28 protein-coding genes are annotated in these 24,634 nt (G+C 60.7%); 13 read left to right on the top strand and 15 right to left on the bottom strand.

All coding sequences use genetic code 11. The features are described 5' to 3' along the window. Positions 1–31: 31 nt before the first annotated feature. Complete coding sequence (locus ACGVKB_RS01315) at positions 32–529, top strand: L,D-transpeptidase (protein WP_392349460.1); 498 nt, start codon at positions 32–34, stop codon at positions 527–529. Here the strand turns inward: ACGVKB_RS01315 and hemC are convergent, their stop codons facing one another. Continuing rightward, the gene (gene hemC, locus ACGVKB_RS01310; protein WP_392349459.1) at positions 530–1,483 is read right to left on the bottom strand and encodes a hydroxymethylbilane synthase; all 954 of its coding nucleotides are present in this window, start codon (positions 1,481–1,483) and stop codon (positions 530–532) included. Positions 1,484–1,617: 134 nt separating this feature from the next. On the opposite strand from hemC, the gene ACGVKB_RS01305 reads away from it, so the two are divergent. Next, entirely contained in the window at positions 1,618–2,109 is a 492-nt protein-coding gene (locus ACGVKB_RS01305) for a DUF6561 domain-containing protein (RefSeq protein ID WP_392349458.1), read from the top strand. Between the two features lie 128 nt (positions 2,110–2,237). Here ACGVKB_RS01305 and ACGVKB_RS01300 read toward each other — a convergent pair whose 3' ends face one another. The 3 genes from ACGVKB_RS01300 to rpoD form a co-directional block, all read right to left on the bottom strand. Then, positions 2,238–2,546, bottom strand: coding sequence for a hypothetical protein (locus tag ACGVKB_RS01300; protein WP_392349457.1), 309 nt, complete (start codon positions 2,544–2,546; stop codon positions 2,238–2,240). 350 nt (positions 2,547–2,896) lie between these two features. Further along, positions 2,897–3,067 (bottom strand): hypothetical protein, encoded by a 171-nt coding sequence (locus ACGVKB_RS01295; protein WP_392349456.1) that lies wholly within the window; start codon positions 3,065–3,067, stop codon positions 2,897–2,899. Positions 3,068–3,139: 72 nt separating this feature from the next. Then, the gene (gene rpoD / locus ACGVKB_RS01290; RefSeq protein WP_392349455.1) at positions 3,140–4,531 is read right to left on the bottom strand and encodes an RNA polymerase sigma factor RpoD; all 1,392 of its coding nucleotides are present in this window, start codon (positions 4,529–4,531) and stop codon (positions 3,140–3,142) included. A 354-nt stretch (positions 4,532–4,885) separates the two neighbouring features. On the opposite strand from rpoD, the gene priA reads away from it, so the two are divergent. Next, positions 4,886–7,090 (top strand): primosomal protein N', encoded by a 2,205-nt coding sequence (priA, locus tag ACGVKB_RS01285; protein WP_392349454.1) that lies wholly within the window; start codon positions 4,886–4,888, stop codon positions 7,088–7,090. Here the strand turns inward: priA and ACGVKB_RS01280 are convergent, their stop codons facing one another. Genes ACGVKB_RS01280 through ACGVKB_RS01270 form a run of 3 tightly spaced genes read right to left on the bottom strand, consistent with a single transcriptional unit; the run spans position 7,091 to position 9,614 of the window. Beyond that, on the bottom strand, positions 7,091–8,200 hold the full coding sequence (locus ACGVKB_RS01280; RefSeq protein WP_392349453.1) for a DUF3153 domain-containing protein: 1,110 nt from the start codon (positions 8,198–8,200) through the stop codon (positions 7,091–7,093). A 3-nt stretch (positions 8,201–8,203) separates the two neighbouring features. Next, the gene (argB, locus tag ACGVKB_RS01275; RefSeq protein ID WP_392349452.1) at positions 8,204–9,067 is read right to left on the bottom strand and encodes an acetylglutamate kinase; all 864 of its coding nucleotides are present in this window, start codon (positions 9,065–9,067) and stop codon (positions 8,204–8,206) included. A 4-nt stretch (positions 9,068–9,071) separates the two neighbouring features. After that, a complete protein-coding gene (locus tag ACGVKB_RS01270) occupies positions 9,072–9,614 on the bottom strand; it encodes a DUF2854 domain-containing protein (protein WP_392349451.1) in 543 nt (180 codons plus the stop codon). A 56-nt stretch (positions 9,615–9,670) separates the two neighbouring features. Here ACGVKB_RS01270 and ACGVKB_RS01265 point away from each other — a divergent pair, with 56 nt between their 5' ends. After that, a complete protein-coding gene (locus ACGVKB_RS01265) occupies positions 9,671–9,862 on the top strand; it encodes a hypothetical protein (RefSeq protein ID WP_392349450.1) in 192 nt (63 codons plus the stop codon). A gap of 2 nt (positions 9,863–9,864) precedes the next feature. On the opposite strand, the gene ACGVKB_RS01260 is transcribed toward ACGVKB_RS01265, so the two are convergent. After that, positions 9,865–10,323 carry a single-stranded DNA-binding protein gene (locus ACGVKB_RS01260; protein WP_392349449.1) on the bottom strand — a complete coding sequence of 153 codons (459 nt, stop codon included), beginning with the start codon at positions 10,321–10,323 and terminating at the stop codon, positions 9,865–9,867. Between the two features lie 29 nt (positions 10,324–10,352). Between ACGVKB_RS01260 and ACGVKB_RS01255 the strand changes: the two genes are divergently transcribed. Further along, positions 10,353–11,225 (top strand): precorrin-6A/cobalt-precorrin-6A reductase, encoded by an 873-nt coding sequence (locus ACGVKB_RS01255; protein WP_392349448.1) that lies wholly within the window; start codon positions 10,353–10,355, stop codon positions 11,223–11,225. Further along, positions 11,179–11,499 (top strand): divalent-cation tolerance protein CutA, encoded by a 321-nt coding sequence (gene cutA / locus ACGVKB_RS01250; protein ID WP_392349447.1) that lies wholly within the window; start codon positions 11,179–11,181, stop codon positions 11,497–11,499. Before ACGVKB_RS01255 ends, cutA begins: the two co-directional genes overlap by 47 nt. On the opposite strand, the gene ACGVKB_RS01245 is transcribed toward cutA, so the two are convergent. The 4 genes from ACGVKB_RS01245 to ACGVKB_RS01230 form a co-directional block, all read right to left on the bottom strand. After that, positions 11,492–12,505 (bottom strand): adenosine kinase, encoded by a 1,014-nt coding sequence (locus ACGVKB_RS01245; protein ID WP_392349446.1) that lies wholly within the window; start codon positions 12,503–12,505, stop codon positions 11,492–11,494. The genes cutA and ACGVKB_RS01245 overlap by 8 nt on opposite strands. A 45-nt stretch (positions 12,506–12,550) precedes the next feature. Next, positions 12,551–13,870, bottom strand: coding sequence for an adenylosuccinate synthase (locus ACGVKB_RS01240; RefSeq protein WP_392349445.1), 1,320 nt, complete (start codon positions 13,868–13,870; stop codon positions 12,551–12,553). A gap of 74 nt (positions 13,871–13,944) precedes the next feature. Next, positions 13,945–14,370 carry a photosystem II protein Psb27 gene (gene psb27, locus ACGVKB_RS01235; RefSeq protein WP_392349444.1) on the bottom strand — a complete coding sequence of 142 codons (426 nt, stop codon included), beginning with the start codon at positions 14,368–14,370 and terminating at the stop codon, positions 13,945–13,947. Between the two features lie 71 nt (positions 14,371–14,441). After that, positions 14,442–16,226 (bottom strand): proline--tRNA ligase, encoded by a 1,785-nt coding sequence (locus ACGVKB_RS01230; protein WP_392349443.1) that lies wholly within the window; start codon positions 16,224–16,226, stop codon positions 14,442–14,444. A 147-nt stretch (positions 16,227–16,373) separates the two neighbouring features. On the opposite strand from ACGVKB_RS01230, the gene ACGVKB_RS01225 reads away from it, so the two are divergent. From ACGVKB_RS01225 to ACGVKB_RS01205, 5 genes are all read left to right on the top strand, one after another. Beyond that, on the top strand, positions 16,374–16,826 hold the full coding sequence (locus tag ACGVKB_RS01225; protein WP_392349441.1) for a resolvase: 453 nt from the start codon (positions 16,374–16,376) through the stop codon (positions 16,824–16,826). A 170-nt stretch (positions 16,827–16,996) separates the two neighbouring features. Further along, positions 16,997–17,164 (top strand): hypothetical protein, encoded by a 168-nt coding sequence (locus tag ACGVKB_RS01220; protein ID WP_392349592.1) that lies wholly within the window; start codon positions 16,997–16,999, stop codon positions 17,162–17,164. After that, positions 17,106–17,633 carry an inorganic diphosphatase gene (locus ACGVKB_RS01215; RefSeq protein ID WP_392349440.1) on the top strand — a complete coding sequence of 176 codons (528 nt, stop codon included), beginning with the start codon at positions 17,106–17,108 and terminating at the stop codon, positions 17,631–17,633. The genes ACGVKB_RS01220 and ACGVKB_RS01215 overlap by 59 nt, the downstream gene beginning before the upstream one ends. A gap of 65 nt (positions 17,634–17,698) precedes the next feature. Next, a complete protein-coding gene (locus ACGVKB_RS01210; protein ID WP_392349439.1) occupies positions 17,699–18,058 on the top strand; it encodes a 2Fe-2S iron-sulfur cluster-binding protein in 360 nt (119 codons plus the stop codon). 3 nt (positions 18,059–18,061) lie between these two features. Further along, complete coding sequence (locus ACGVKB_RS01205) at positions 18,062–18,424, top strand: arsenate reductase family protein (RefSeq protein WP_392349438.1); 363 nt, start codon at positions 18,062–18,064, stop codon at positions 18,422–18,424. Here the strand turns inward: ACGVKB_RS01205 and ACGVKB_RS01200 are convergent. Next, a complete protein-coding gene (locus tag ACGVKB_RS01200; protein WP_392349583.1) occupies positions 18,387–19,892 on the bottom strand; it encodes a hypothetical protein in 1,506 nt (501 codons plus the stop codon). The two genes, ACGVKB_RS01205 and ACGVKB_RS01200, sit on opposite strands and share 38 nt — an antisense overlap. A gap of 79 nt (positions 19,893–19,971) precedes the next feature. Between ACGVKB_RS01200 and lepB the strand changes: the two genes are divergently transcribed. Beyond that, positions 19,972–20,655: a signal peptidase I gene (gene lepB, locus ACGVKB_RS01195; protein WP_392349437.1), complete on the top strand. Its 684-nt coding sequence runs from the start codon at positions 19,972–19,974 to the stop codon at positions 20,653–20,655. Here the strand turns inward: lepB and ACGVKB_RS01190 are convergent. Both ACGVKB_RS01190 and ACGVKB_RS01185 read right to left on the bottom strand, forming a co-directional pair. Next, entirely contained in the window at positions 20,645–21,919 is a 1,275-nt protein-coding gene (locus ACGVKB_RS01190; RefSeq protein ID WP_392349581.1) for a dihydroorotase, read from the bottom strand. The two genes, lepB and ACGVKB_RS01190, sit on opposite strands and share 11 nt — an antisense overlap. Before the next feature lie 4 nt (positions 21,920–21,923). Beyond that, entirely contained in the window at positions 21,924–23,252 is a 1,329-nt protein-coding gene (locus ACGVKB_RS01185) for a histidine phosphatase family protein (protein ID WP_392349580.1), read from the bottom strand. An 84-nt stretch (positions 23,253–23,336) separates the two neighbouring features. Between ACGVKB_RS01185 and ACGVKB_RS01180 the strand changes: the two genes are divergently transcribed. Continuing rightward, positions 23,337–24,584, top strand: coding sequence for a CPBP family intramembrane glutamic endopeptidase (locus tag ACGVKB_RS01180; protein WP_392349436.1), 1,248 nt, complete (start codon positions 23,337–23,339; stop codon positions 24,582–24,584). Positions 24,585–24,634: the final 50 nt, after the last annotated feature.

Here is a 24,634-nt window from a genome sequence, read left to right as displayed (position 1 = left end):
TACGTTGCGACTAGCGAGACGCGCTGGTCTCATGGTGGTTCGATGGTTGGTGTCGGGTGTGGTGCTCGCCGGGCTGGCTTGGCTTGGGCCGGCATCGGCTCAAGCCGAGGACATTGCCTATCGGGAGCCATCGGCCTCGCGCATCGTGCTGGACCTCAGCCGCCGACAGATTCGTGTGCTCCGTCAAGGTCAGATGCTGGGGCCTTGGCCTGTGGCCATCGGTGACCCGAGCACGCCGACGCCCCTGGGTGAGTTCCAGATCCTCACCAAAACAGCCAATCCCGTCTACGTGTCCCACACGTCAGGCCAGCGCAAAGAGCTCGTCGGCCCCTCCAGTCCGATTGGCGATCGTTACCTCGCCTTCCACCGCAATGGCCGTGGTGAATTTGGCATCCACGGCACCCCTTGGCCCCATTGGGTGCAGATCCGTGCCGCCGTCAGCCTGGGTTGTGTTCGGATGCTGAATGCCCACGTCCGCCAGCTGTTTGAGGCCGTGGACGTGGGGACAACGCTTGAGATCAGAGGATGATCAGGCCTCAGGACGCATGGTCTCGAAGATCTCCTTGAGAATCTCACCCGCACCTTGATCTTTCAGGGTGTTGGCTAAAGCGATGCCGATGGACTCGGCGTCCTTGGCTGCACCACTGGTCTGCTCTCGGATCAGTCGCTTGCCATCCAGGCTGGCCACCATTCCGGTGAGAACCAGCTGATCTCCGTCGATGCGGGTGTTGACTCCGATCGGCACCTGGCAGCCCCCTTCGAGTTCCCGCAGGAACGCACGTTCCGCCAGGCAGCGTTGCGAGGTGACAGTGTGCTCGAGCACCTTGATCAGCTCCATCACCTCAGGCTTGCCTTCAACGCATTCGATGCCGAGGGCGCCTTGACCGACGGCATGGAGGGAAATCTCGCCAGGAATTAACTGGTGGATTCGATCGCTGAACCCGAGGCGTCCCAGTCCAGCAGCAGCAAGAATCAAACAGTCGTAGTCACCCCGGTCGAGCTTTTCAAGCCGAGTGATCACGTTGCCGCGCACATCTTTGAAAATCAGATGTGGGTAGTGATGGCGGAGCTGTGCCAGGCGCCGCAGGGAACTGGTGCCAACCACCGACCCTTCCGGGAGCGTCTCCAACTTGTAGGACTTGTTTTTCTCGTTGACGACCAACGCGTCAGCCGGGTCTTCCCGCTCGGTGATGCATCCGAGCATCAAGCCTTCCGGAAGGTTGGTCGGCAAATCTTTGAGCGAGTGCACAGCGATGTCGGCCCGCCCCACCAGCATTTGAGCTTCCAGCTCCTTGGTGAACAGCCCCTTATCGCCGATCTTCGCCAACGCCACATCGAGAATCTTGTCCCCCTGCGTCGCCATGGCTTCCACGGTGATCGTCAGGCCGGGATGGGCTTTCTCGAGCTCAGCCTTTACCCAGTTGGTTTGCACCATGGCCAGCTGGCTGCGTCGGGAGGCGATGCGCAGTTCGGTGAGGGCCATGCAAAGGGCGAATCAGCCGCCAAGACTACGCAGCCACGCTCTGGTTCATCGCGAATGTGACGATCTGTCCCTGAGCCGGCTTGTCCCGCAGTTTTGTGAAGGATGCGTAACATTTCCGTTCCAGCGGAGTGGCGATGCCAGGACCTGTTGTGAACGGAGTCCGTCAAACGGGTGCGCTGCCCGCAGAGGTCGCCCCCTCCGCGACGGCGGATCCCCACGGCGAAGCGTTTCTCCCGATGACATCCGAAGGCGCCATTCGCTTGCTGCTGCTCAATAGTGGCGAGTTCGTGATGGCGAGGTTGCGCGACACGACAGACCGATACGGGGATCCTGCTTTTCAATTGATTCGGCCTTGTTCCGTGCGGGTTCAAGCCGTTGACGATGCAGGGATGGCCACCACCTGGGACTTGCAACCCTTCCTTGGAGGCTTGACCTCCCATCGCAATGTGGTGCTCTTCAAGACGGCGCTGGCATCGGTGCTCGATCCGGATCCACGCCTGATGCAGGTCTATGCCGAGCAGACATCTCAGGAATGTCCAGTGGATGACAGCCCCGTTGAGCGGCTGAAAAAAGCGTTTCAGGAGTTCACGGACAGCCTTCAGGATCCGTCCGATCAAACGGCCTGAAGAAAAAACCCCGGCTGGTCGCCAGGGGTTGGATCTCTTCCGTGTGAGGAGGGCGTCTCAATTCCCTCAATGCCATTTATAGGAGTTTGCGCGCCTGATGGAAAGGTGCAGAACTACTTACGTCACCATTAGTGGTAATGATGATGGTGATGCAGCCGGTCCGCCAAGTAAAGGATTTGTCGCCAGGTTCGTGTATCGCTTTGAGCACCGCGGACCAGCTCCTCGAAATGGACAGGGGCCCCTTCGAGGTCTCCAAGGCATTCGCTCACCATGGCGTAGGCGATGCCAAGCCCCCAGCGTTCCAGCTGGAGGCCGTCTGAGAGCTCATATCGGGCAGCTATTTCATCGGGCTTCCCGGGCTCAAGATGCTCCCAGTACGCCACCATTTGTTGGCCGAAGGCGATCGCTCTGAATTCGCTGCTCAGAGGATCTTGCATGGTGTCATCCAGATGCATCCATCCCCACTTTGTCGCACACAGGTTGGTGCGTGCATGGGGCGATGGTGGCTTACATGCTCAGGCAAGCGTTGACTGTTTCAAGGCGATGCCAGCTTCATCGGCCTGATTGGGGACCGCCCGACATGAGGCTGTGCGGTCGTTGCCGGGGGCGCCAAGATCAGGCTCGGGGTCTGTGCGCAGTCATCAATTTTGGACGTAGCCACGTCAAGCTTGGCCAGCAAACCGACCTTCATCTGGAACCATGTCGAGCGGAACTTTTGACAAAACTGCCGACAAAGGCTGATGGGCAGGTGTCATGGTTGTGCAGGCGAAAGTGCCCGTCCTTGTGTTCACAGTCGTCGTTCGTCCAGACGCCTGGGACCAGCCAGCGAGTTTTTAATTGACATGTAATGACGTTGTCCTTCCCATTGATCGAGGATGTCATCGCAAGGTTTGGCGATGTCTTGCTTGGTCAGTGCAACAGATGCTTTTGCGCCATTGAGGATCTTTTTTTGTTGCACGAATGCCTTCGGTCACAAAAAAACCTGGGTGATTCACCCAGGTTTTGAAAGGTTGATGCGTTGGATGAGGTTTTATTTGATGTATTCCTTCAGGACGCCATTGCGATTGGGGTGACGCAATTTGCGCAGTGCTTTGGCTTCAATCTGGCGAATCCGTTCGCGGGTGACATCAAAGATCTGACCAATCTCTTCCAGGGTTTTCATGCGCCCATCGTCCAGGCCATAGCGCAGGCGCAGCACATCGCGTTCCCGGGGGCTGAGCGTGGCGAGCACACCCTCAAGATCCTCACGCAGGAGGTTCTTGGCAACATCTTGCTCTGGATTTTCAATGTCGGCTTCGATGAAGTCACCAAGTCTGGAATCTTCCTCTTTGCCAATCGGCGTCTCCAGTGAGATGGGTAGCTGAGCACTCTTCGCGATGAAGCGGAGTTTTTCGATGGTCATCTCCATCGATTCAGCAATCTCCTCCTCCGTGGGCTTGCGTCCGAATTCCTGGCTGAGGACCTTGGTGGTCTTTTTAATTCTGGAAATCGTCTCGTAGAGGTGGACAGGCAGGCGAATGGTTCTGCTTTGATCGGCAATCGCTCGGGTGATGGCCTGACGAATCCACCAGGTGGCGTAGGTGGAGAACTTGTAGCCCTTCTCATGGTCAAATTTTTCCGCTGCGCGGATCAATCCGAGGCTGCCTTCCTGAATGAGGTCCTGGAAGCTCAGGCCTCGATTCATGTATTTCTTGGCAATCGAAACAACGAGACGCAGGTTCGACTGCACCATCTTTTCCTTGGCGCGACGGCCAAGCATCAAGCGCCGTCGGAAGCGAATCAGCGGCATCTCAACAAGAGCTGCCCATTCCTTGTTGTCTGGCTCTCTGCCGTTGTCGCTTTCAAACTGCGCAGCAAGCTCTTCGAGATGCAGTAAGTCGGCAATTTTCCGGGCCAGCTCGATTTCTTCATCTGGCCTGAGCAGGCGGATTCTGCCGATTTCCTGCAGGTAGACCCTGATTGAGTCCTCGGTGTAAACACCTTTCGGGCCGATCTTGATGCTGGCGAGAGCTTTGGCCTTGGCCTCCTTCTCCGCAGCCGCTGCTTTGGCCTGTTCTTCAGCCGTGGGTTTGGGGTCAGCTGCTTTGGCAGGGCTGGCCTTGGCTTTTGTCGTTGCCTTCGCCTTGGTGGTGCTGGCTTTGGCTTTGGTGGCTTTTGGTTTCGCCTTCGTGGCACTGGCCTTGGTGGCCGTCGATTTACTGGCTTTGGCTTTGGCTTTCTTCGGGTCGGCTGCCGCTAGCAATTCATCCGCGGCTGCAGACAAGTCTTTGGTGCTGGCCTTGGTGGCCCGTGGGCTGCGCCGTCGGGCGGGTGCCTTCTTGGGCTCGTCCTCTGTTTTGGGAGTGACCGTGCGGACCTGTCCGTCAGCGTTGGCGAGCAGGACAATGTCCAATTTCGCAGCAGACTTGGCGGCAGGACTCATGGTGGTTCCAGGCAGGGGGTGACGAGTAAAGGGGTGCTCTTTTCAGCTCAGGTCAGACGAATGACCAGAAGGCAAGCGAGCATTATGACAATTGACTGATGGGGGACTCAAGGTCGCCATCAGCGGGCTGATCAACAAGGATCTGATTCTGTGTCGGGCCGTCTCTAGTGTTCGGCTGGACGATGACCTGGGCCGTCCGGGGTGATCTCAGACCGGTCGAAGAACAGATTCAAAATCTGTTTCGAGCTACGTGTCTTCCCTCTGGAACGTACGCAGGGCGTTGGTATGAATCCCAACATTCTCATGTTAAAGAAGTTTTTCGCTTAACGCAAGACTCTGACAACGTTCACTCGGTTGGCAGATGTGTGGTTGGAGGCTGGCCGTGAAGGTCAGGTGTTCAGCTATGGGCTGAGGGGGGATCAGCTCGCCCAGCCCGGGGATCTGGTTCGTGTTCGCCTGCGCGGCCGACAGCTCCACGGCCTGGTGGTGGCGACCCAAGCGGTCAACTCGGTTGCGCCTGAGGTCCTGGCACGTTGTCTGGCGATTGAAGACACGGTCCAACGCGAGGCCGTCGCCACGGACTGGCGTGAGTGGATTGAATCCGTTGCTGTCCGCTGCCATCTCAGTGCGTTTCGGATGCTGAAAGCGGCACTGCCCTCAGGCTGGCTTGGCCAGGCACGTTCCCTCAATGAACGCACCTTGTGGTGGGTTGCGCTTCAGCGCTCTGGCGCGATGGCTTCACCGCCGCTGACCAAGCGTCAGCAGCAGTTGCTCGATTATTTGGAGTCCCGTGGTGGTGGGGACTGGCTCCGGGGCCTGCAGTCGGCGGGCTTTAGTGCCGCTCCCTTACGGGTGCTTGAGCGGAATGGATTGGTGCAGCGTCAGCGTCGTTCAGCGGCCTTGGCGTCCGACGATGCTTCCGCAGCCCAGGAAGATCCCCGTCAATTAACCGCGGAGCAAGCCCAGGCGATTGCTGATTACAACGCTGTGTCTCCAGGGCAGGGCCTGTTGCTTTGGGGGATCACCGGATCCGGAAAAACAGAGATCTACCTGCAGCTCGCCGCCCAGGAACTTCAGGCTGGCCGGCACGTTCTCTTGCTCACCCCTGAGATCGGGTTGATTCCCCAACTGGTTGATCGCTGTCGACGTCGGTTTGGTGCCCGAGTTCTGGAATATCACAGTGGTTGCAGTGATCGCGAGCGGCTGCGGACCTGGCGGCGCTGTCTGCAGCCCGAGCAACCGTTGCTTGCGGTTGGCACCCGGTCAGCGGTCTTTCTTCCCCTCGATCCGATCGGCTTGATCGTTCTCGATGAAGAACACGATGCGTCCTACAAACAGGATGCACCGATGCCTTGTTATCACGCCCGTGATCTGGCCATGGATCGGATGCAGCGGTTGGGAGGACGGGTTGTTCTTGGCAGTGCCACCCCTTCCCTGGACAGTTGGGTTCAGCTTGCACCCGCTGGGAGTCTTCATTTGTCCCGGTTGCGCCAGCGGATTTCCCAGCAGCCCCTTCCTCCGGTTCATGTGGTCGATATGCGACTTGAACTCGAGGATGGTCACCGCCGTCTGATCAGTCGGCCGTTGATGGACCGGCTGGCGGCCTTGCCAGAGGCCGGTGAACAAGCTGTTGTTCTGGTGCCACGGCGGGGCTACAGCCCCTTCCTCAGCTGCCGAAGTTGCGGTGAGGTTGTGATGTGTCCCCATTGCGATGTCGCCTTGACCGTGCATCGCGGCCGGAATGATCGTCAGTGGTTGCGATGTCATTGGTGCGACCATCGCGAGGAGATTGCCTCCCGTTGTTCCCATTGCGGATCAACCGCGTTCAAGCCCTTTGGCGCAGGAACCCAGAGAGTTCTTGATCTGCTGGCACAGGAGTTGGAGGGGTTGCGTCTCTTGCGGTTTGACCGTGACTCAACCGGGGGGCGTGATGGCCACCGGAGGCTGTTGGATCGTTTTGCCGCCGGCGAGGCCGATGTGCTGATCGGGACGCAGATGCTCGCCAAGGGGATGGATCTTCCTCAAGTCACGCTGGCTGCGGTGCTGGCCGCGGATGGCCTGCTCCATCGTCCCGATCTTCGGGCGTCGGAGCAGGCCTTGCAGTTGTTGCTCCAGTTGGCGGGCCGGGCCGGCCGTGGTGAGCGGCCTGGCCAGGTGCTGGTGCAGACCTACAGCCCGGATCATCCGGTGATTCGGCATCTGGTCGATGGTCGATATGAATGTTTCCTGGAGGAGGAAGTCCAGTTGCGTCGCGATGCCGCCCTGGTCCCCTTCAGTCGTGCATGCCTGCTGCGTCTCTCCGGTGAATCCGCAACGCAGACAGCAACCGCTGCAACGCTGGTGGCTGAGCAGGTTCGACCCCTGTGTGAAGCCCAGAACTGGTGGCTGATTGGTCCGGCCCCGGCTCCCGTTGCTCGGGTCGCCGGACGGAGCCGCTGGCAGTTGCTTCTGCATGGACCTGTCGGGAGCTCGTTGCCGTTGCCGCCGGGGCAGGAGCTTTGGAACAGCCTGCCGTCCGGAGTGGCGTTGGCGGTGGATCCCGATCCCCTAGAACTCTGATCAGGACGGCAGCTCTGGAAATCCGAAGCCCAGCTGACGGCGAACACTCTGCAGGATCAGGCTGAATCCGAGCAGGACCGGAATGGTCACACTGCCGAGTCCGAGCGGGCTCCAGCGCCAGCTCCGGAGCTGCATCCGATGATCTTGGCCGGGTTGTAACCGCCAGCGTCCGGAGCCCCGCTTGGACGGGGAAGGACTGGGCTCCGCCATGACGACCCGCGCAGCATCGGGCAATTGGAGGTCGATGTGAAGACCAGGAATCTCGGGCACCTCCGAGAGGTCAAAGTGAAGAGTCAGGGTCTGCCTGACGCCGACCAGCCAATTGCGTTCGTCCAGCTGCAGCTCCACCTCAGGGATGGGAACACCGGCAGCGTTGGCCGCCGCCTCCACGAGGTCCTGGAGTTGGTGGGCCACAGTCTTGGCCGGAAGGGACTCCCCGCCGATGATTTGCGCTCCGGTGGACCGCTGCTCCAAAGGGATCGCTGGCGTTGTCGACGCCAACATCGGTTCCAGGCGTCTTTGCCAGGGCAACAGGCGACCGGAATCACTGCGCACCTGCCAGCGCAGCATGACCCGATCAGGGCCGGGGACCTGTAGATCTCCATCGATGCGCACACAGCCGCTCAGCAGCATGGTGAGACCGACTAAAACGACAGTCACGATCAGGGCGAACCCGAGTGCAGGGCCACGCGTTGGCCCCGTTGGTGGCGGTGGTGGTGGCGGTGGTCGCCGCGAGCGTCGCCGGCGGGATGCCCCTGCGGGCAAGCCACTCCCCGTTGCCGATACATTCAGCTCCGGGAGTCGCATGGACCAGCGATCCGGCCGTTCCAGGCTCGGGGATTCGAGAATGGTCAGCAGTTGTTTGGCTTGAGCACGAATGTCCGGTTGCTGGCATCGGCTCAGCAGCCGGCAGGTGGCAATCGCGCTGGTCTCATCCCCCTGACCCATCCAGGCCGTGATCATCATCAGGCGGATTTGCGCGCCCACCGGATCCGGTAAGGGATGGGCGTTGGCCAGCGGATGCAACATGGCCAGGCTTTGTCCGTAGTCACCACGTTCGAGTGCTGCTTCTGCCTCGCTCAGGTCAGGAGGAACCCGTTGCTCAGCCACGGATCAGCCGCGTCCCACCACCATGGTTCCGATGCCGGCGTCCGTAAAGACCTCGAGCAAGAGCGCATGGGGGACGCGTCCATCCACGATGTGTGCTGCCGCAACACCTTGGGCCAATGCCCGGATGCAGCACTCGGTTTTGGGTGTCATGCCTCCGGCCACGATGCCGTCGTCGATCAATTGGCGCGCCTCGGAGAGGCGAATTTTTCGGATCAGAGTGTCGGGGTCGTCGCGGTCGCGCAGGATCCCAGGGGTGTCCGTCAGCAGGATGAGTTTTTCGGCTTCGAGGGCCGCGGCCAGTTCACCTGCAACGGTGTCGGCATTGATGTTGTGGGCTCGCCCCTCAACGCTGGCGGCCACACTCGAGATCACGGGCACGTAACCGCGCTCAAGCAGAGGTTCAAGCACATCCGGATTGACCCGGGCCACATCGCCAACCAGGCCATGGCTGCCATCTCCCCAGGGTCGCGCTTCGACCAGTGAGCCGTCACTTCCGCTGAGGCCTACGGCCCTGGCACCGAGCTGATTGAGGCCGTTGACAATCTGCTTGTTGACGCGGCCGACCAGCACCATCTCAACGACATCCATGGTGTCGGCATCGGTGACACGCAATCCATCCTTGAATTCAGCCGGGATCTGAAGACGCTTCAACCAGGTGTTGATTTCAGGCCCACCGCCATGCACCACCACCGGTTGGACACCAACGCAGGCCAACAGGGCTAAGTCGCGAAACACGGCCTCGCGAAGTTCGGCATGGGCCATCGCCGCACCGCCGTACTTGATCACGATCCGCCGTCCGGCGAAACGCTGGATGTACGGCAGGGCTTCGCTCAGGACCGAAACCCTCAGGGCGTCATCACTAGCCATCCGATCAACCCTCAGCGGATGGAAGGAGTTGCAGATCGATGCGCCCGTCGCCCAGATCTGTCAGTTCAGCGCGCAATCCCTTGGCGAAGAAACGACCGAGCCTGTCCTGTTTCTCCTGCCAGCGCTGGAGAGGGATGGCACCGAGGCTGAATCGCATCCGCAGGCCATAACCGCCGTCAGCATTCAGTTCTTCGATCTCTTCGAGTTGCGGTGGGGTGTCGTCATCCCAGAGTTTGAGCGCCTCGAGGGATGACTCGAGATGAGCTTTTTGCCCGTAGCGCCAGCGGGTGACATCTCCCACCACCTTGGCGAGTTCGTCCGGGGCCTGATCGCGCAGGTCTTTGAGGGCTGAGGGCGGGGTGATCCGAGCCGCCGGTGGCAGTTCGGATGATTTCAGCGCGAGACCACCCAAAAGAATGGGAATGCCATAAAAAATGGTGGGCAGGCTGAGATTGGCGTTGCCGGTGGTGTATGCCGTGGCACCGATCACGGTCAGAACACCGCCGGCAACGGTGACCAAACTTCCAGGGGAGAACAGATCCTTCATGGCAGCCATTTTGGCGTCCCGGCCATCAGGATGGATGTCGACCTGTTGAAGCTCTTGTGACCGCACGTTCTGCTCAAGATCTTCAGGAACTGATTCGGCAATTGGATGCCGACCGTGCCTGGCTCCTACAGGAGATCGATGGTGGCCGATGGTCCGAGCTGCGGTTTGATCTCGCTGCCCTGGAACGGGAGTTGGGGCAGTTGCTCACCCGAGTCTCCGACCTGGATGAGGAGACCAAACTGCGGTGAGCTCAAAAGGGGATCTCGTCGGTATCGGGGACCAGGGGCGCTGCATTCCAGCTCGCGGGCTCGGGCTCGGTTTTCTGGGGGCGCGGCGTTGCCGGGCTGGCCTCCCTGCGTTGAGGCGCAGCGGTGCTCTGAGCCATGCCTGTTGGGCCACCCGTCCCGCCACTGATCGGATGCATCCGCGACAGGGTGAATTCAGCACGCTTTTCCTTCATTCCGTCCTGGCGCGGGACGGTGTTCATGCGCAACCGGCCTTCGATCATGAGCTTCTGGCCAACCTGCACTCTGTTTTGCAGGTCCTGGGCAAGGTTGCCCCAGCCGACCACTTTCAACTCGCCTGGCGGATCATCCGCGCGCAGGCCATCGAAACGCACGGCCATTTCCGCGATTGGCGTTTGGTTGTCCTGGGTGTAACGAAGGGTGGGGGCTTCCATGACCTCCACTTCCAACACGCAGTGATTCATGCCGCCGATCGTTCCTCCGCGCCATCCTGATGCACCACGGCGGGAATGACCACGGCCGGCGGGACCAGGGCTGGATCTGGCTGCTGGCCGGAACCGCTGAAGGGGTGGCCATCGCTGCAGCGTTGATTCGTTCGGGCTGGACGGTGGAGGTCAGCGTTGTCACGGCGTCCGCTGCGAGGGCTTACGCCGACCTGGCGGTCGCGGCGTTGCATCAAGGTCCGCTCGACGGTGATGCTTCGATTGAGCAGGTTCTGGCTCGCCGCCCTTCTTGGGTTGTTGATGCGACCCATCCGTTTGCCCTTCAGATCAGTGCGGCTTTGCATCGTGTATGCGGCCGTGAGGGGCAGCGGTTGCTCCGTTTCGAGCGACGGACGGATGTTCTGTCCCGGACTGGATCGGCGTCGGCCGATGTTCCCGCCTCCGTCCGCTGGCTGGAGCGACCGAGCGCATTGGCTGATCAGTGCCTGGGTGGCCACCATTTGTTTGTGGCGTTGGGGTCACGCCATCTGGCGGAGACGGCGCGGGCCGGTGCGGCCGCTGGGGCCACCCTGTTCGCCCGGGTGATGCCGTCCTGCGATGGCGTCCGTCAGGCGCTGGCCGTGGGCCTTGCCGCTGACCATCTTGCGGTGGTGCATCCGCGGGCCGATCTGGCCCCGGGGGCGATTGAGGCTGCACTCTGTCGCCGCTGGCGGATCACGGACGTGATCTGCCGGGAGTCCGGTGGACTCATTGAAGGGTTGTGGCGGAATCTCGCTGCGGAACGGGGCATTCAGCTCTGGTTCTTGCGACGTCCAGAGGCTCCGGTCGGGGTGGAGGTTGTGCGAGATCTGGAGGACCTAATCAGCCGCGTGAACGATGACGGACTCCAAGGTGCTGATGCTGGCTGTGACGACGGTGGCTGACGCGGCACAGGCGGAAGCTCTGGCGGCGTCTGTGCTGCAGCATCGATTGGCCGCCTGCATCAGCACGCAGACCATCCACTCCCATTACGTCTGGGAGGGAGAGCAGCAGCACGAACAGGAAGTTCAGCTGCTGTTCAAAACCTGCCCCCAGAGGCTTGAGGCCTTGCGCGAGGCCGTGCTGGCGCAGCATCCCTATGACCTGCCGGAGTGGCTCTCCTGGCCGGTGCAGGCCTCAAGTGCCTATGGGATCTGGGCGACCGGACAGCTCAATTGACGCGTTGGGCGGCCAGGTCGCTCAAGGGAACCTGGGAGCGAGCCCCCAGCTGGGTCACGATCTGACCTGCACACAGCGCGCCCAGTTCGCCGCAGCGCTGCAGCGACTCGCCCTGGGTGTAGGCATGGAGGAAGCCACCGGCATACAGATCACCGGCACCTGTCGTGTCCACCAGTGCTCCCAGGCTCTCAATCCCAATCGTCCAGCGCTGATCGCCACTGAGCACCACCGAGCCCTCAGCCCCGCGGGTGATGGCGGTGACGGAGCAGCAGCCCGTGACTTGAGCCAGGGCGGTTTCGAAGTCCTCGGTTTGGTAGAGGGCTTTGATCTCCACCTCATTGGCAAACAGCACGTCCACATGGCCATTGACCAGGTCGAGGAAGCTGTCGCGGTGGCGGTCAACGCAGAAACCATCGGAGAGTGACAAAGCCACTTGGCCTCCGGATGCTTTGCAGGCTTCCGCTGCGGCAATGAAGGCCCGCTTTGCAGCGGGACTGTCCCACAGATACCCCTCGAGGTAGAGCACCTTGGTGTCACGCACCATGGAGAGATCGAGGTCCTCCGGTTCCAGTTGTGTTGAAGCGCCGAGGAAGGTGCACATCGTGCGCTCTGCATCCGGCGTCACGTAGATCAGGCAACGGGCGGTGCTGGCCCCTTGTGTGGCAGCAGGGGTCTCAAAGCGCGCGCCGACGGCCTGGATGTCATGGCTGAAGATGCGGCCCAGCTGGTCGTTGCGCACCCGTCCGATGAAGCCGGCACGTCCGCCCAGTTCGGCGATGCCAACCAGTGTGTTGGCCGCCGAGCCCCCTGAGGTTTCCTGGCCTGGGCCACTGGCTTGGTACAGGCTCTCGGCACGGGCTTCGTCGATCAGAGCCATGCCACCTTTTTCAAGGTTTTGGGCCGTCAGAAAGTTGTCGTCGGTCTGAACCAGAACGTCGACGATGGCATTGCCGATGCCGACAACATCAAGATTGAAGTCGCCGTTAAAGCGATCGGTGGATGCCATGGGGGCGGGCTCATCGAAGGAGCCCGCAGTCTGCATGCTGGAGGGTCAGGCGCTCAGCAGGGCGCGCTTCGGCCCGTGAATCGGATCTTCCACCACGATCGTTTGGTCGCGGTTGGCTCCCAGCGACACAATCGCGATGGGGACTTCCATCAAATCAGCCAGAAAACGCAGATAGGCCATGGCCGTCTTCGGCAGGTCTTCGAGGCGTCGGCAGTCTGCGGTTGAGCACTGCCAGCCAGGGAGCGTTTCAAAAATGGGCTTGCACCGGGCGAAATCGTCCGAACTGCTGGGGAAGTAGTCAATGCGTTCGCCATCCAGTTCGTAGGCCACGCAGACCTGGATCTCATCGAGTTCATCGAGAACATCCAGCTTGGTCACGGCCAGGCAATCCAAACCGTTGACTTGAACGGCATAGCGGCCGATGACGCCGTCAAACCATCCACAGCGGCGCTGGCGGCCGGTCGTGGTTCCGAATTCACCACCGCGTTCGGTGAGTTGATCGTTGAGGCGTCCGCTCAACTCAGTGGGGAATGGTCCTTCTCCAACGCGGGTTGTGTAGGCCTTGGCCACACCGATCACACGGTCGATCAGGGTGGGTCCAACGCCGGCACCGATGCACGCTCCGCCGGAGACAGGGTTGGACGAGGTCACATAGGGGTAGGTGCCGTGATCCAGATCGAGCAGGGTGCCCTGGGCGCCTTCAAACAGGATGTTCTGCTTGGCTTTGGCTGCCCCGTGGATGGTGCGCGTGCAGTCGACGACGTGCGGCGCGAGTCGGCGTCCGTAGGCGAGGTATTCCTGGATGACAGCTTCCGCGTCCAGGGGCTCGACGCCGTAAATGGTCTGGAGAAGTTCGTTTTTCTCCTTTAGGGGGCCATCAAGGCGATCACGCAGACGCTCTTCATCCAACAGATCGATGACGCGGATTCCACTGCGCTGCGATTTGTCGGCGTAGGTCGGGCCGATCCCTCGGCCGGTCGTTCCAATGCGTCGTTCCCCGCGTTGACGCTCCATCGCCTGGTCGAGCAGGCGGTGGTAGGGCATCGTCACGTGGGCGCTGGAGGCAAGCTTCAGCCCTGAGATATCAATGTCGTTCTCAATGAGCATGTCCAGCTCAGTGAGCATGACCTTGGGGTCAACGACCGTGCCTGATCCGATCAGACAGACGGTGTCGGGATAAAGGATCCCGGATGGAATCAGGTGCAACTTGAGCACACGATCGTCAACGACGATCGTGTGTCCGGCGTTGACACCGCCCTGATAACGAACCACCACATCCGCGGAACGGCTGAGGAGATCGGTGATCTTGCCTTTCCCTTCGTCACCCCACTGCGCTCCGATGACGACAACGTTGGCCAAGGACACTGCGGCCCGAAGCCGCGAATCTGCACAATTCGCGAGTCTCTCAGACCCAGTGTCCCTTCGTCAAAGGTTTGAGCTCAGTTGCCGCGCACGGCAGTGCGTTCCGCTTTGGCCAGTTCCTTGGCGAGACGGTCATGGAGCGCCTCAGGGAGCGGACGATTGGCATAGGAGGCGTAGTGACCGGCCAATGAGTTCACCGCGGTCTGCATCGTCGTGAAGGAGCTCAGGCCATTCACGCGGGGCTGGGGCCTGTAGCGCGACATGTAGTCGTTGATCAACGCGCGTGCTTCCAGCTCCGCTTCAGCGTGACCTTCAGCGTCCTGGGGTTGATCAATCAAGGTCAGCAGGCTTCGGGACACCGAAACGGTGTCATCGACATAGTCGCCGCTGAGTCGGGCCTCAGCATCGCCACTGCAAGCGGTCAGCATCAAGCAGAGGCCCAGGCCGAGAGCCAGGGCCGCCCTGGACAGTGAGCGGAACAGACGAGCCAGGGCTGATGGCATGACACCGAAGAGACTGGCGGGGACTGTAGGAGGACAGGTGGGGGCTCAGGTTGTTGATCCCCCCACAGTCCTCATTCCGGCCGCAATGCCTGCAGCAGCTGCTTGAGGGCATCGCTGTGATCGAGGGTCTGCATCGAGCGATCCCTGCGACGAACCAGTTCCACCTGGCCTGTTGCAGCATCACGTCCCACAACGATGCGCCAGGGGATGCCGATGAGATCGGCATCTTTGAATTTGACGCCAGCGCGTTCCTTGCGGTCATCGAGAAGGGCATCAATCCCGGCGTTCAGCAGAGATTGATAGAGCGCTTCGCCAAGGTCGTTTTGAACCTCGTCCTGAATGTTGGCGATCACCACGACCGCTTCGAAGGGTGCGATCGCGGCGGGCCAGGAGATGCCGGCGTCGTCGTGGTGTTGCTCAACCGCTGCCTGAGCCAGGCGGGAGATGCCGATGCCGTAACAGCCCATCCAGAACGGTTCTTCCCGCCCTGCCTCGTTGGTGAACCGGCTTTCCATCGCCTGGGAATACTTGCGACCCAGCTGGAAGATGTGGCCGACTTCGATCCCTCGTCTGGCTTCGAGCTGAGCCGATGGGTTGTGGACGCAGCGGTCCCCCGGTTGTGCATTGCGCAGGTCCACCACTGCCCCATCGGCTCCGATGGCGTCCCAGCTGCAGGGGCCCCGATGGAGGTCGGACTGATTGCCACCACAGATGAACTGAGTCAGATCAGCGGCGGTTGGATCCGTGAAGCGGAGGAACGTCTTCGACCAGCTGCTGGCTCCGGAGAGGTGCTGATCCCCAAAATCGGGACCAAGGAAACCAAAGGGCACTGGGTCGAGTCCCTGCCGTTGGATGTCATCCGTTGTGATCGGGCGGCAGTCCAGGACGCCTTGGCCTTGGGCGTGGGTCACAGCATTGGTCAACTTCACCGCGTTGAGCTCCTGGTCGCCACGCAGGGTCACCAGCACTGGTTGCTCGCTGCCGTCATCCAGAACGGTGAGAAGCAGCAGGACTTTCGCGATCTGAGAGGGGTGCCAGCCCTGGGCTTCGCAGAGGGCCTGAATGCTGGTTTGCCCCGGTGTCGAGATGTCTTGGGTTGAACCGGCCTCCAGGGGAACGGCATCGGTTGGCCGTGAGACGGCTTTCTCCTGGTTGGCGGAGTAGTTGCCGTCGTCGCTGATCAGAATCAGGTCCTCGCCGGCGTCTGCCGTGACCATGAATTCCTGTGATGCGGCACCGCCGATCGCGCCGCTGTCGGCATCGACGGGAACAGCCTCCAAGCCACAGCGCTCGAAGATGCGCCGATAGGTCTGATCCATCACCGCGTAGGTGTCTCGCAGATCAGCCTCAGTGGCGTGGAAGGAGTATGCGTCCTTCATGATGAATTCACGACCACGCATCAGACCGAAGCGGGGTCTGATTTCATCCCGAAATTTGGTTTGAATTTGGTAGAGGTTGACCGGCAATTGCCGATAGGAGCGCAGAAGGTCTCCCGCCAGGCTTGTGATCACCTCCTCATGGGTCGGGCCGAGCCCGAGTTGGCGTCCCTGGCGATCTTCCAGGTGGAACATGATCCCTTCCCCGGCCGTGTATCCCTGCCATCGGCCGCTGCGTTCCCAGAGCTCAGATGGGTGTAACTGCGGCAACAGTGTTTCCAGGGCGCCTGAACGGTCCATCTCCTCGCGCACGATCGTGCTGATGCGCTGGAGAACCCTCCACATCATTGGAAGGTAGGCGTAGACACCTGAACCGATTCGTCGAATAAACCCGCCGCGCAGAAGCAGCTGATGCGATGCGATTTCGGCATCGGCTGGGCTTTCGCGAAGCGTCACCAGCATCAGGCGGGAGACGCGCATGGCTATGGCATTTCAAGAGTTTGAGAAACTATCACTCACTGATTCGCATGCCGATCGTGGAAGTGTCCTGAACTGTGGGAAACCTCTGTGCGACCTGAGTCTCGACTGCTACCGTCCGCTCAGTCCAGACTGTCGTAAGCACGTCTCATGATTCCTCGGTCGATCGATTCCGTGGTCTCCCAGGTTCATCAATCGACTGAAATTGCTGTGGATGCTGCAACAGCCGAAGCGCTTGTTGGTATCGACGAAGTTCAGAAATCGTTGAACCGATCGAGAGCATCTGTATACCGTTATACAAATACTGATCCCAGAAATCTCAATCCTCCTTTTAATCCAAGGAAGCTGAATCCTGAATATCGAAGTGATCAGAAAGATGCACTTCTGTTCCATCCCAACGAGGTCGCCCGCTTCGCGAAGGATGTCCTGCGGATCAAGGAGGTGACCGTTGAGGTCCTCAATTCACCGTCCACCGCAACCCAGCAGATGCTCGGAGCGATCCTGGATGAGCTGCGTGTGATCCGCTCCCATCTGGAAGGGATGGAGCAGCCCCCCGCCGACCTCACAGCCCGCCGGGACCGTCAGGACAGACCCGCTGCATAGTGTCCTCGTCGGTGACAGAATGCAGTCAATACTCAATGGGATGAATGGTCATGCGGCTCGCCCGCACGACCGATTACATGGCTTCAGAACCAGGTTCACACCGTCAGGACGAGTCGGCGTCTTCTCAGGACTCTGAGGACCCTCTTAGTCCAGGTCTGGCGTCCACTGCATTGGCTGGATTCCTTCTCGCCACGCTCACCTTGAGCTTGCCTCTGCTCGCTGTGGTGAATGATCGCTCAGGCGATTCCCCCGGTATGACCCCTGCGGCCTTGGAGCACGATGGATCTTCACCGACTGCCCCCATCTCCGTCACCCGGGTTGCTCAACCTGCTGGTTGAGATTCCTGCGGGGAGCCGAAACAAATACAAATACTGCCCGCAAACCAAGGTGATGGTGCTCGATCGGGTGCTGCATGCCTCCGTTCGTTATCCCTTCGATTACGGATTTGTCCCCAACACCCTTGCCGCAGATGGGTCCCCTCTGGATGCCCTGGTGATCATGGCGGAGCCCACCTTTGCGGGCTGTTTGATCAAGGCCAGGCCAATCGGTCTGCTCGATCTCGAGGACAACGGTGTTTACGACGGGAAGCTTCTTTGCGTTCCTGCCGCCGACCCCCGACAGGACGCCATCGACAGCATTCGTCAAATTGCTCCGAGCCAGCTTGAGGATGTGGCGGAGTTTTTCCGCACCAGCCGCAGCCTTGAGGGCCGACGGATCACCATCGCTGGGTGGAGAGATTTGGATGCGGTTGGTCCGTTGCTGAACCGTTGCATCGATGCAGCCGCGGCCGATGATGCAGAAGGGTGAGAACAGCTGTCGATCTGATCGCAGTTGCTTGTAAGTTGGTGCGCACCAGAAATCGTGACTGAACCGTGCCCACCATCCGATTCGAACAGGAAGGCCAACAGGTGGGTTGCATCGAGGGTGCAAATCTCCGCAGGGCTGCCCTCGATGCGGGTGTCAATCCCTATAACGGTCTGAACAACCTCAACAACTGTGGCGGTGTTGGCCAGTGCGGCACCTGTGTCATGGAGGTTGTTGAAGGCGAGGCGAACCTGTCACCACGCAGCGACGTCGAAGAGGTTTACCTCGCTGATCGTCCGTCGAACTACCGCCTGAGCTGCCGGACCACCGTCAATGGTGATGTGACCGTCCGCACCAAGCCCTCCGATGGCGCTGGTAAGGGATCCAACAGCCTTGTGGGTGCGGTGAAAGCCCTGTTCGGTCGTTGATCGTTGAGCGATTCCATTCGGATCTACAGCTACAGCCGGTGCAGCACCTGTCGCAAGGCGCTGTCCTGGCTGAAGGATCAGAACATTGCCCATTCGGTTGTCGATATCACGGTTGATCCACCGACCAGTGATCTGCTCAGTGCCGCTGCGGCACATTTTGGCTCCCGCCAGCCCCTGTTCAATACCAGTGGGCAGAGCTATCGCGCCCTGGGCGCTGCGGCGGTCAAGCAGATGTCGGATCAAGAGGCCATCAACGCCTTGGCGGCTGATGGCAAGTTGATTAAACGTCCTTTTGTCGCTCTTCCGGACGGTTCCTTTCTGGTTGGCTTCAAGCCTGAGGTCTGGGCTGACGCTCTGACTGATTGAAATTCAAGCCATCCAGTTCCGCGATTAACGCGTCCACATCGCGTTGATCGCGGAGTTGTCGGAAGCTCGACCGCTTGAGGTCTTCCAGCAACGACGACAACAGCAGCTGACTTTGTTCGAGCACGGGACCCTGTTCGAGGCTATGGGCCAACTGCTCCCAGAATCGGTCGAGGGCTTCGATTCCCAGGTCTTCGAGAATGGCATCGCGCTGTCCGATCCGTTCGCCGGCTTCCTTGGAGACATCCAGCAATGAATCGACGACGCCTCCAGCCAACTGCCTGCTCAGTTCAGTTTCCGCTTTCTGAAGCGCTGGTACTCCACGCAGGGGTTGCGGGATGACCGATCGATTCATGCTCTGCTGAAGCAGGTGGCTCAGCAGGGCGATCAGCTGCGGCCGCATGCTGGGCCCGATCCTGGTCATCAGGACAGGGAGCCAGAGCTGGATCAGTTCCACCAGCTCGCGTTGCTCGTTTTGCTCACTGCTCTGGTACGAACAGAACCCTCGGATGCGTTGGGGCAGCCGTGGGGATTGGATCCATTCCTGCAAGGCATCCACCACCCGGATGGTGATCACTTCGAAGAGTTCAAGCGCCAGGAGTGCGACAACGCCGCGACTGATGGCAGCCCTGAGGGGTTCCAGTTGGATCAAGCGGGTTGAGGTCAGACGCTCCGTGACCGGAACCACGCGGAGCAACCGTCCGAACGGAAGCAGCAGGGGGAGATCAATCCAGCGCCGTAAGAGGGCATCACGCCAGCGAATGCTGGGGTAGCGCCGTTTCACCCGCCAGCTTCTCAGCAGGATGTCCAGGAGGAACAACAGCTGAAAGGGGGCGTCGATTTTCCAGCTGAGATCCGTGGGCCGTCCGCTGTCGTCAAAGCTCCGCCAGGTGTTGATCTCCACGAGTGGAAGAATTTGATCAATCCAAAAGCGACGCTCCCGGTTCCATTCCGTGGTGAGGAGGTGTTCGGTGCTCAGGAGATGCTCAACCGCCAGGAATGAGCTGTCGATCCCCGAGCGCTCCCTCAGCCGGGTTTTGATTGTTTCCAACGCACCGGCGTTGTTTGATCCCACAAAGGGGTTTGTGGTGATCATGGTTTCCGTCAGTCGTCTCTGCTCAGCAAGCTGCTGATCGACGAGGGCAGCCCGGAGTCCATGCGACTGAATCAATTGATCCAAGCGCTGGAATTGCGTCAGGTAGTTCTCGGTGTCGCGGTGGGTCTCAATGCCTTTGATCGGGTCGTACCAGGGGGTGATGTCCGGCAGCCAGGGCAATGGCACCACCAGCGGTAGCGAGGGCACTGGGTAGAGGTTGCGCTGCAACCAGAAACTGCGAAGCGGCAGGTAACTGACGTCGAAGACCACCCAGCCCAGATTGATGACGGCCAGGATCGCGATGGCTCGGTCCCAGAGCAGCCAGCTGCGTGTGCGTTTGTCCCGGGTCAAACCTTGCCAGCGGGGTCGGATCATCAGCCAGCGGCCCGGGGGGACAGGAGGCATCCCGGATCACTGCTCCTATCGTGGATCATTCGTTGGCGATTGCGACCCTTTGGCAGCCGAGCAGCAGGACGATCAATCCAGGCAGGAGAGTCGTCGCATTCATCCCTTTTGGGATTTCTGGGGTCCGATCCTTTTCACCTTTGCCCTTTATCTGGGCATTCGCCATTACATCGTTGAGGCGCGCTACATCCCATCCGGGTCGATGTTGCCTGGATTACAGGTACATGATCGTTTGCTCGTGGAGAAGCTCACGTTTCGCCAACGCAAGCCTCGGCGGGGAGAAATCGTTGTCTTCCATTCCCCAGCCGCCTTTGTTCCGGCTCTCCTTGCGTTGTCGCCACCACCGCGCCCCCTGCAATGCGCGATCGCGAACATCCCGCTTGTGGGATGGTTTCCAGGAGTCGGACATCCCGCCTGTGATGCCTACATCAAACGGGTGATTGCCGTTGAGGGTGATCGCGTCCAAGTGGACCCACAAGGCAAAGCGCGTGTCAACGGTGAGGCGCTGGACGAACCGTATGTCACCAAATATTGCAAACTGGATCTCAGGAACTGGAGCGACTGCGGAACGATCACAGACACGGTCCCCCCGGGACATGTGCTTGTTCTTGGGGACAACCGAGGAAACAGTCAGGACGGTCGAGTTTGGGGGTTTCTGCCAACAGATCAGATCATTGGTCGGGCTGTTTGGCGCTTCTGGCCGCCCAATCGGCTTGGAACCCTTACGGACTGAACAGCATCTGCTGTTCCAACCCTGTGGCGATCACCCGCCCGCGCATGGTCTCCCCCAGTAAGGGGAGATTGCGTGCCATCGGAGCCGAGGGGTCGTTGGTGCTCACCGTCCAGGTTTCGTCTGGGTCAAACAGCAACCAGCGATAGCTCTCCAGGCCGAGTTGCTCGGAGGGTTGATCCAGCAGAAGCGATCCACCAAAACTCAGGGCTTGCCAAAGTTCTTCGATGCTCCAACCCTCCTTCCGGACCAAAGCATTCCAAAGGGCCGCGAGAACCAGGTGATGGCCGCTCAAGCCAGGCGGTCGTTGGTCGGTCGGCAACAACAGATCTTCTGCATCCAGGGGGACGGCATGCACCGCCACTGCTGTGATGAGCCCCGAGCGCAGCGCTTCCCGAAGGGACGAGCGATCGTCCGGCCCCCCGAGCGATGGCCGCACCCGCCAGCCGGGATCTGTGCTGCTCAGTTCGGAACGATCACGAAGCAGATGCCACCACGACACCGTTGAACGGGGTGCCCGGTCCAAGCGTTGCAGGTGCTGTACGGCTGCGGCCGTCGAAAGATTCATCAACCGCAGTTGCCGCTGGGGGTGTTGGTCTTGCAGTGCGAGCAGGGCGCTCAGCGGCAGCACTTCACTGCTGATGGGATCAGGACTCCAGCCTGCACGCAGCGTTTCCACACCTTCACGCACCAGGCCTTCGCCCTGCAGGGCGGGATCCCTCGCTGCGATCAGGATCGGAGCTCCGCTCATTTCTCCCAGCAGCAGACCCTGTTCCAGCAGAGGGACTGCAATCACCGCATCATCGTCGGCCAGACCAATGGCCCCTGCCTCCAAAAGATCCGCATGGGGGGCAAGATCCGTTCCGGCTCCATCCAGGCTGAAGCTGCCCCAGAGATGAATCCGGACCCCATCGGTTGTGTTGGCGAAGCCCTGGAGACGTTCCGGACGATCCCGCCAGGTGTTGCTCCGGGGCAGCAGGGCAATCTGTCCATAGCCCCCGGCCGCCGCGCTGCGGCGCAGCGAGTTCAGGGTTTCTTCGCGGCCTCCGGTGGCTTGTTCCAGCACTGAATGCGGGTCCACCAGGCAAGGAGCGACGAGCTGATGGCCCGCTCGGGTTGGACGCAGCCCACGCTGTTGTGCGAGCTGGCGAGCGGCATCATCGAAGCCAAGAATGCGACCTTGATCGAGCAGAACTGCTCCAGTGCGAACCGCCTGCCCTGCACCCTGAAGGATCTGGACAGGATCGAGCAGTACCGATGGATCCATGGCTTCAGAGAGCGCCTGCAGCCGTTCGGTCAATCACGCTTCCGAAGTGGGAGGTGAGGTTCAGGCAGGTCACGACCGCAGGCTGGCTCGGATCGGTGGGGATGTCGACCACGGTCACACCGCCATTGCCCTGCTTCACAGCCCAGATGTCGGCTGGCGTCAGCCCGAGCAAATCGCAAAGGATGGTTTTGTTGACGGCGTCATGGGCAACAACCAGCGCGGTGTCTGTGGCTTCAAGGCTGCTGGCGATGGCCGACCAACTCTGCACGGACCGAGACCAGACATCTTGAATGGTTTCCCCCTCCGGCATCTGAACCGTTTCGGGTGCGGTTTTCCAGGTCTCCAGCAGCTCCGCCCAGCCGGCATTGATTTCGGATTCGAGCTTGCCTTCCCACAACCCATGGCCGATTTCCACGAGACCATCGGTCTGCTGAAGCGTCACCTCAGGGTGTGCTTCCAGAATGATTTGTGCTGTTTCCGTGGGGCGTGACAGCGTGCTGCTCCAAGCCTTGTTGATCGGGATGTCCCGCAGGAAGTCTCTGGCCGCGGCAGCTTGCCCCTTGCCGTTCTCATTGAGGGGGATATCGATCTGCCCCTGGAATCGTCCTTCCTTGTTCCAGTTGGTCTCGCCATGGCGCACGAGGATCAGCCGCGCTCCGTCTCCTTTGGAGGGCAGGGGCTCCAGGTGGGTGGTGCTGTTGAGACATTCGATCTGGACCTGGGGACTGGTCTGGCCCGGGCGGAGGTTGAACACCGAGAGCGAGGTGTTGTCCACGCGCAGGCGACGGAAACCCCGCTCGGGTTCGTTCAGCAGCACAAGCATCAGACAGCGCAGGATGGCGTTGTGGGCCACCACCAGAACGGTGTCATTGCCATCGACGGGGTGTCGTTGCAGCAGGGCCGCGATGAAGGCACGGGCCTGCTCCATCAGCTCGCCGAGGGGGCGGTAGGTCTGCCCGTCCTTGCGCTGGAGTTCGAGGTCTAAGGGGTGTCGCTTCCAGGTGGCATAGGCCTCGCCATGGTCGCGCTGGAGCTCGTCGATGCTGAGACCGCTCCAGGGTTCGAGATCCACTTCGAGCAATCCGTCGTCGAACACCGGTTCAGGGGCATCTCCCCCACGGCCCTCCAGCAAGGAAGCGGTTGTGGATGCTGCCCGCGACAGCCTTGAGCTGTAGATGGCATCAAGTGGCACCTCCGCCAGGCTCTGACCGAGTCGGCGGGCCTGGGTATGGCCGGTTTCAGTCAGGCTGGATAAATCATCACGTCCTTGGATGCGCCGCTCCTGGTTGAAGCTGCTGAGACCGTGGCGGACCAGGAGAAGGCGGAGGGTCACCGTGATGCGTCGAGGCGCGGCCATCGTATGGGGACGACCTCACGGCCTCTTGGGGTCACAATCAGTTCCAGTTGACCCACTGCGGTGTCGTCCCGTTCCTACGCCCAGTGGAAAGTGCCACTGGCACTTCTATCGCTGTTGCTGGCGGCCGTGATCTGGTTGCTGGGTCTTAAAGACAGCCTTGATCGCAAATCTGTCGCACCGGCGCTCTCCTTGCAGCACCAGGAACTGACGGTGTTGGCGGAACCTGCGGTGTCGCCAGCGCTCAGGCCGCTGCTGGCGACGCCTGACCCGAGGACCACGCTGTTGGAGGCCCTTGAAGCCAGCGCCGAGGAGCAGCGCAGTGCCCGTCAGAGCGTTCTTCTCTCTTTATTGCAGGGCCAGCCCGAGGTTTTGCCACCGTCGGAGCGGCCTGATCCGCTGCTCGACCAGTTGCGTTGCGAGCTCTCCTCGCCAGACCCCGAGGCCTGCTGGGATCCGGCAACGTCGTCCAATGCATTGATCCGTCTGCTGATCAGTGCTCTCCTGCCGCTGATCACCGCGGGCCTGGGGATTCTTTTGCTCTTGGCGAAGGGGTGGCAAGCCCTGCGGGGACGGCTGCCTGAGGTGCCTTCGCTGCAGGGTCCGGCGCTGACACTGATCGACATGGCCCTGTTGGTGGCCGGTGGTTTTGTCGTGGTCAGCTCGATCGCCGTGCCGGTGCTTGCTCAGCCGTTGCTGATGGCCCTGCCCGAGGCCCTGACCAGTCCCCGTCGCGAAGGTGTGTCGGTTGTCTTGACCTATGCGGTGATGGCGTTCCCTTCGCTGCTGATTCTCCGCCGTCAGCTTGCGGCCTTGGACCGTGAGCAGCGGCCTGAGGAGGGCTGGCTGCAATGGCGGATCCAGCCGATCGGCGGAGCACTGCGTCAAGCGCTGAGCGGTTGGCTGATGATCACGCCGGTTGTGATGTTGGCCGGCTGGTTGCTGGTGAAGTTCTTTGGTGATCCAGGAGGGAGCAATCCTCTGCTGGAGCTGGTGCTGCTGAGTCGGGATCCGCTGGCCCTGATCCTGTTGTCGGTCACCGCTGTTGTGCTGGCCCCCTTGTTTGAAGAGCTGATTTTCCGCGGCGTGCTGCTGCCTGTTCTGGCTCGGCGGGTGGGCTTCAGTGTCGGCGCTCTCCTGAATGGTCTGCTGTTTGCGATGGCCCACATCAGCATCGGTGAGCTGATTCCACTGACGGTGCTGGGCACCGGTCTGGCGTTGGTACGGCTGCGCACCGGACGCTTGTTGCCCTGCGTGCTCATGCATGCAATTTGGAATGCCGTCACCTTTGCGAATTTGCTCCTGCTTTAGTGCTTGCAAGGCCCTGTTACGGGTGGTTCACTGGCTTATTTGACGGCTCA

Origin of the sequence: Parasynechococcus sp., from assembly GCF_042954325.1 — a bacterium.
Lineage (GTDB): Bacteria > Cyanobacteriota > Cyanobacteriia > PCC-6307 > Cyanobiaceae > Parasynechococcus.
Note: the sequence above shows the minus strand (reverse complement) of the source record. Positions and strands in the feature narration are given on the sequence as shown.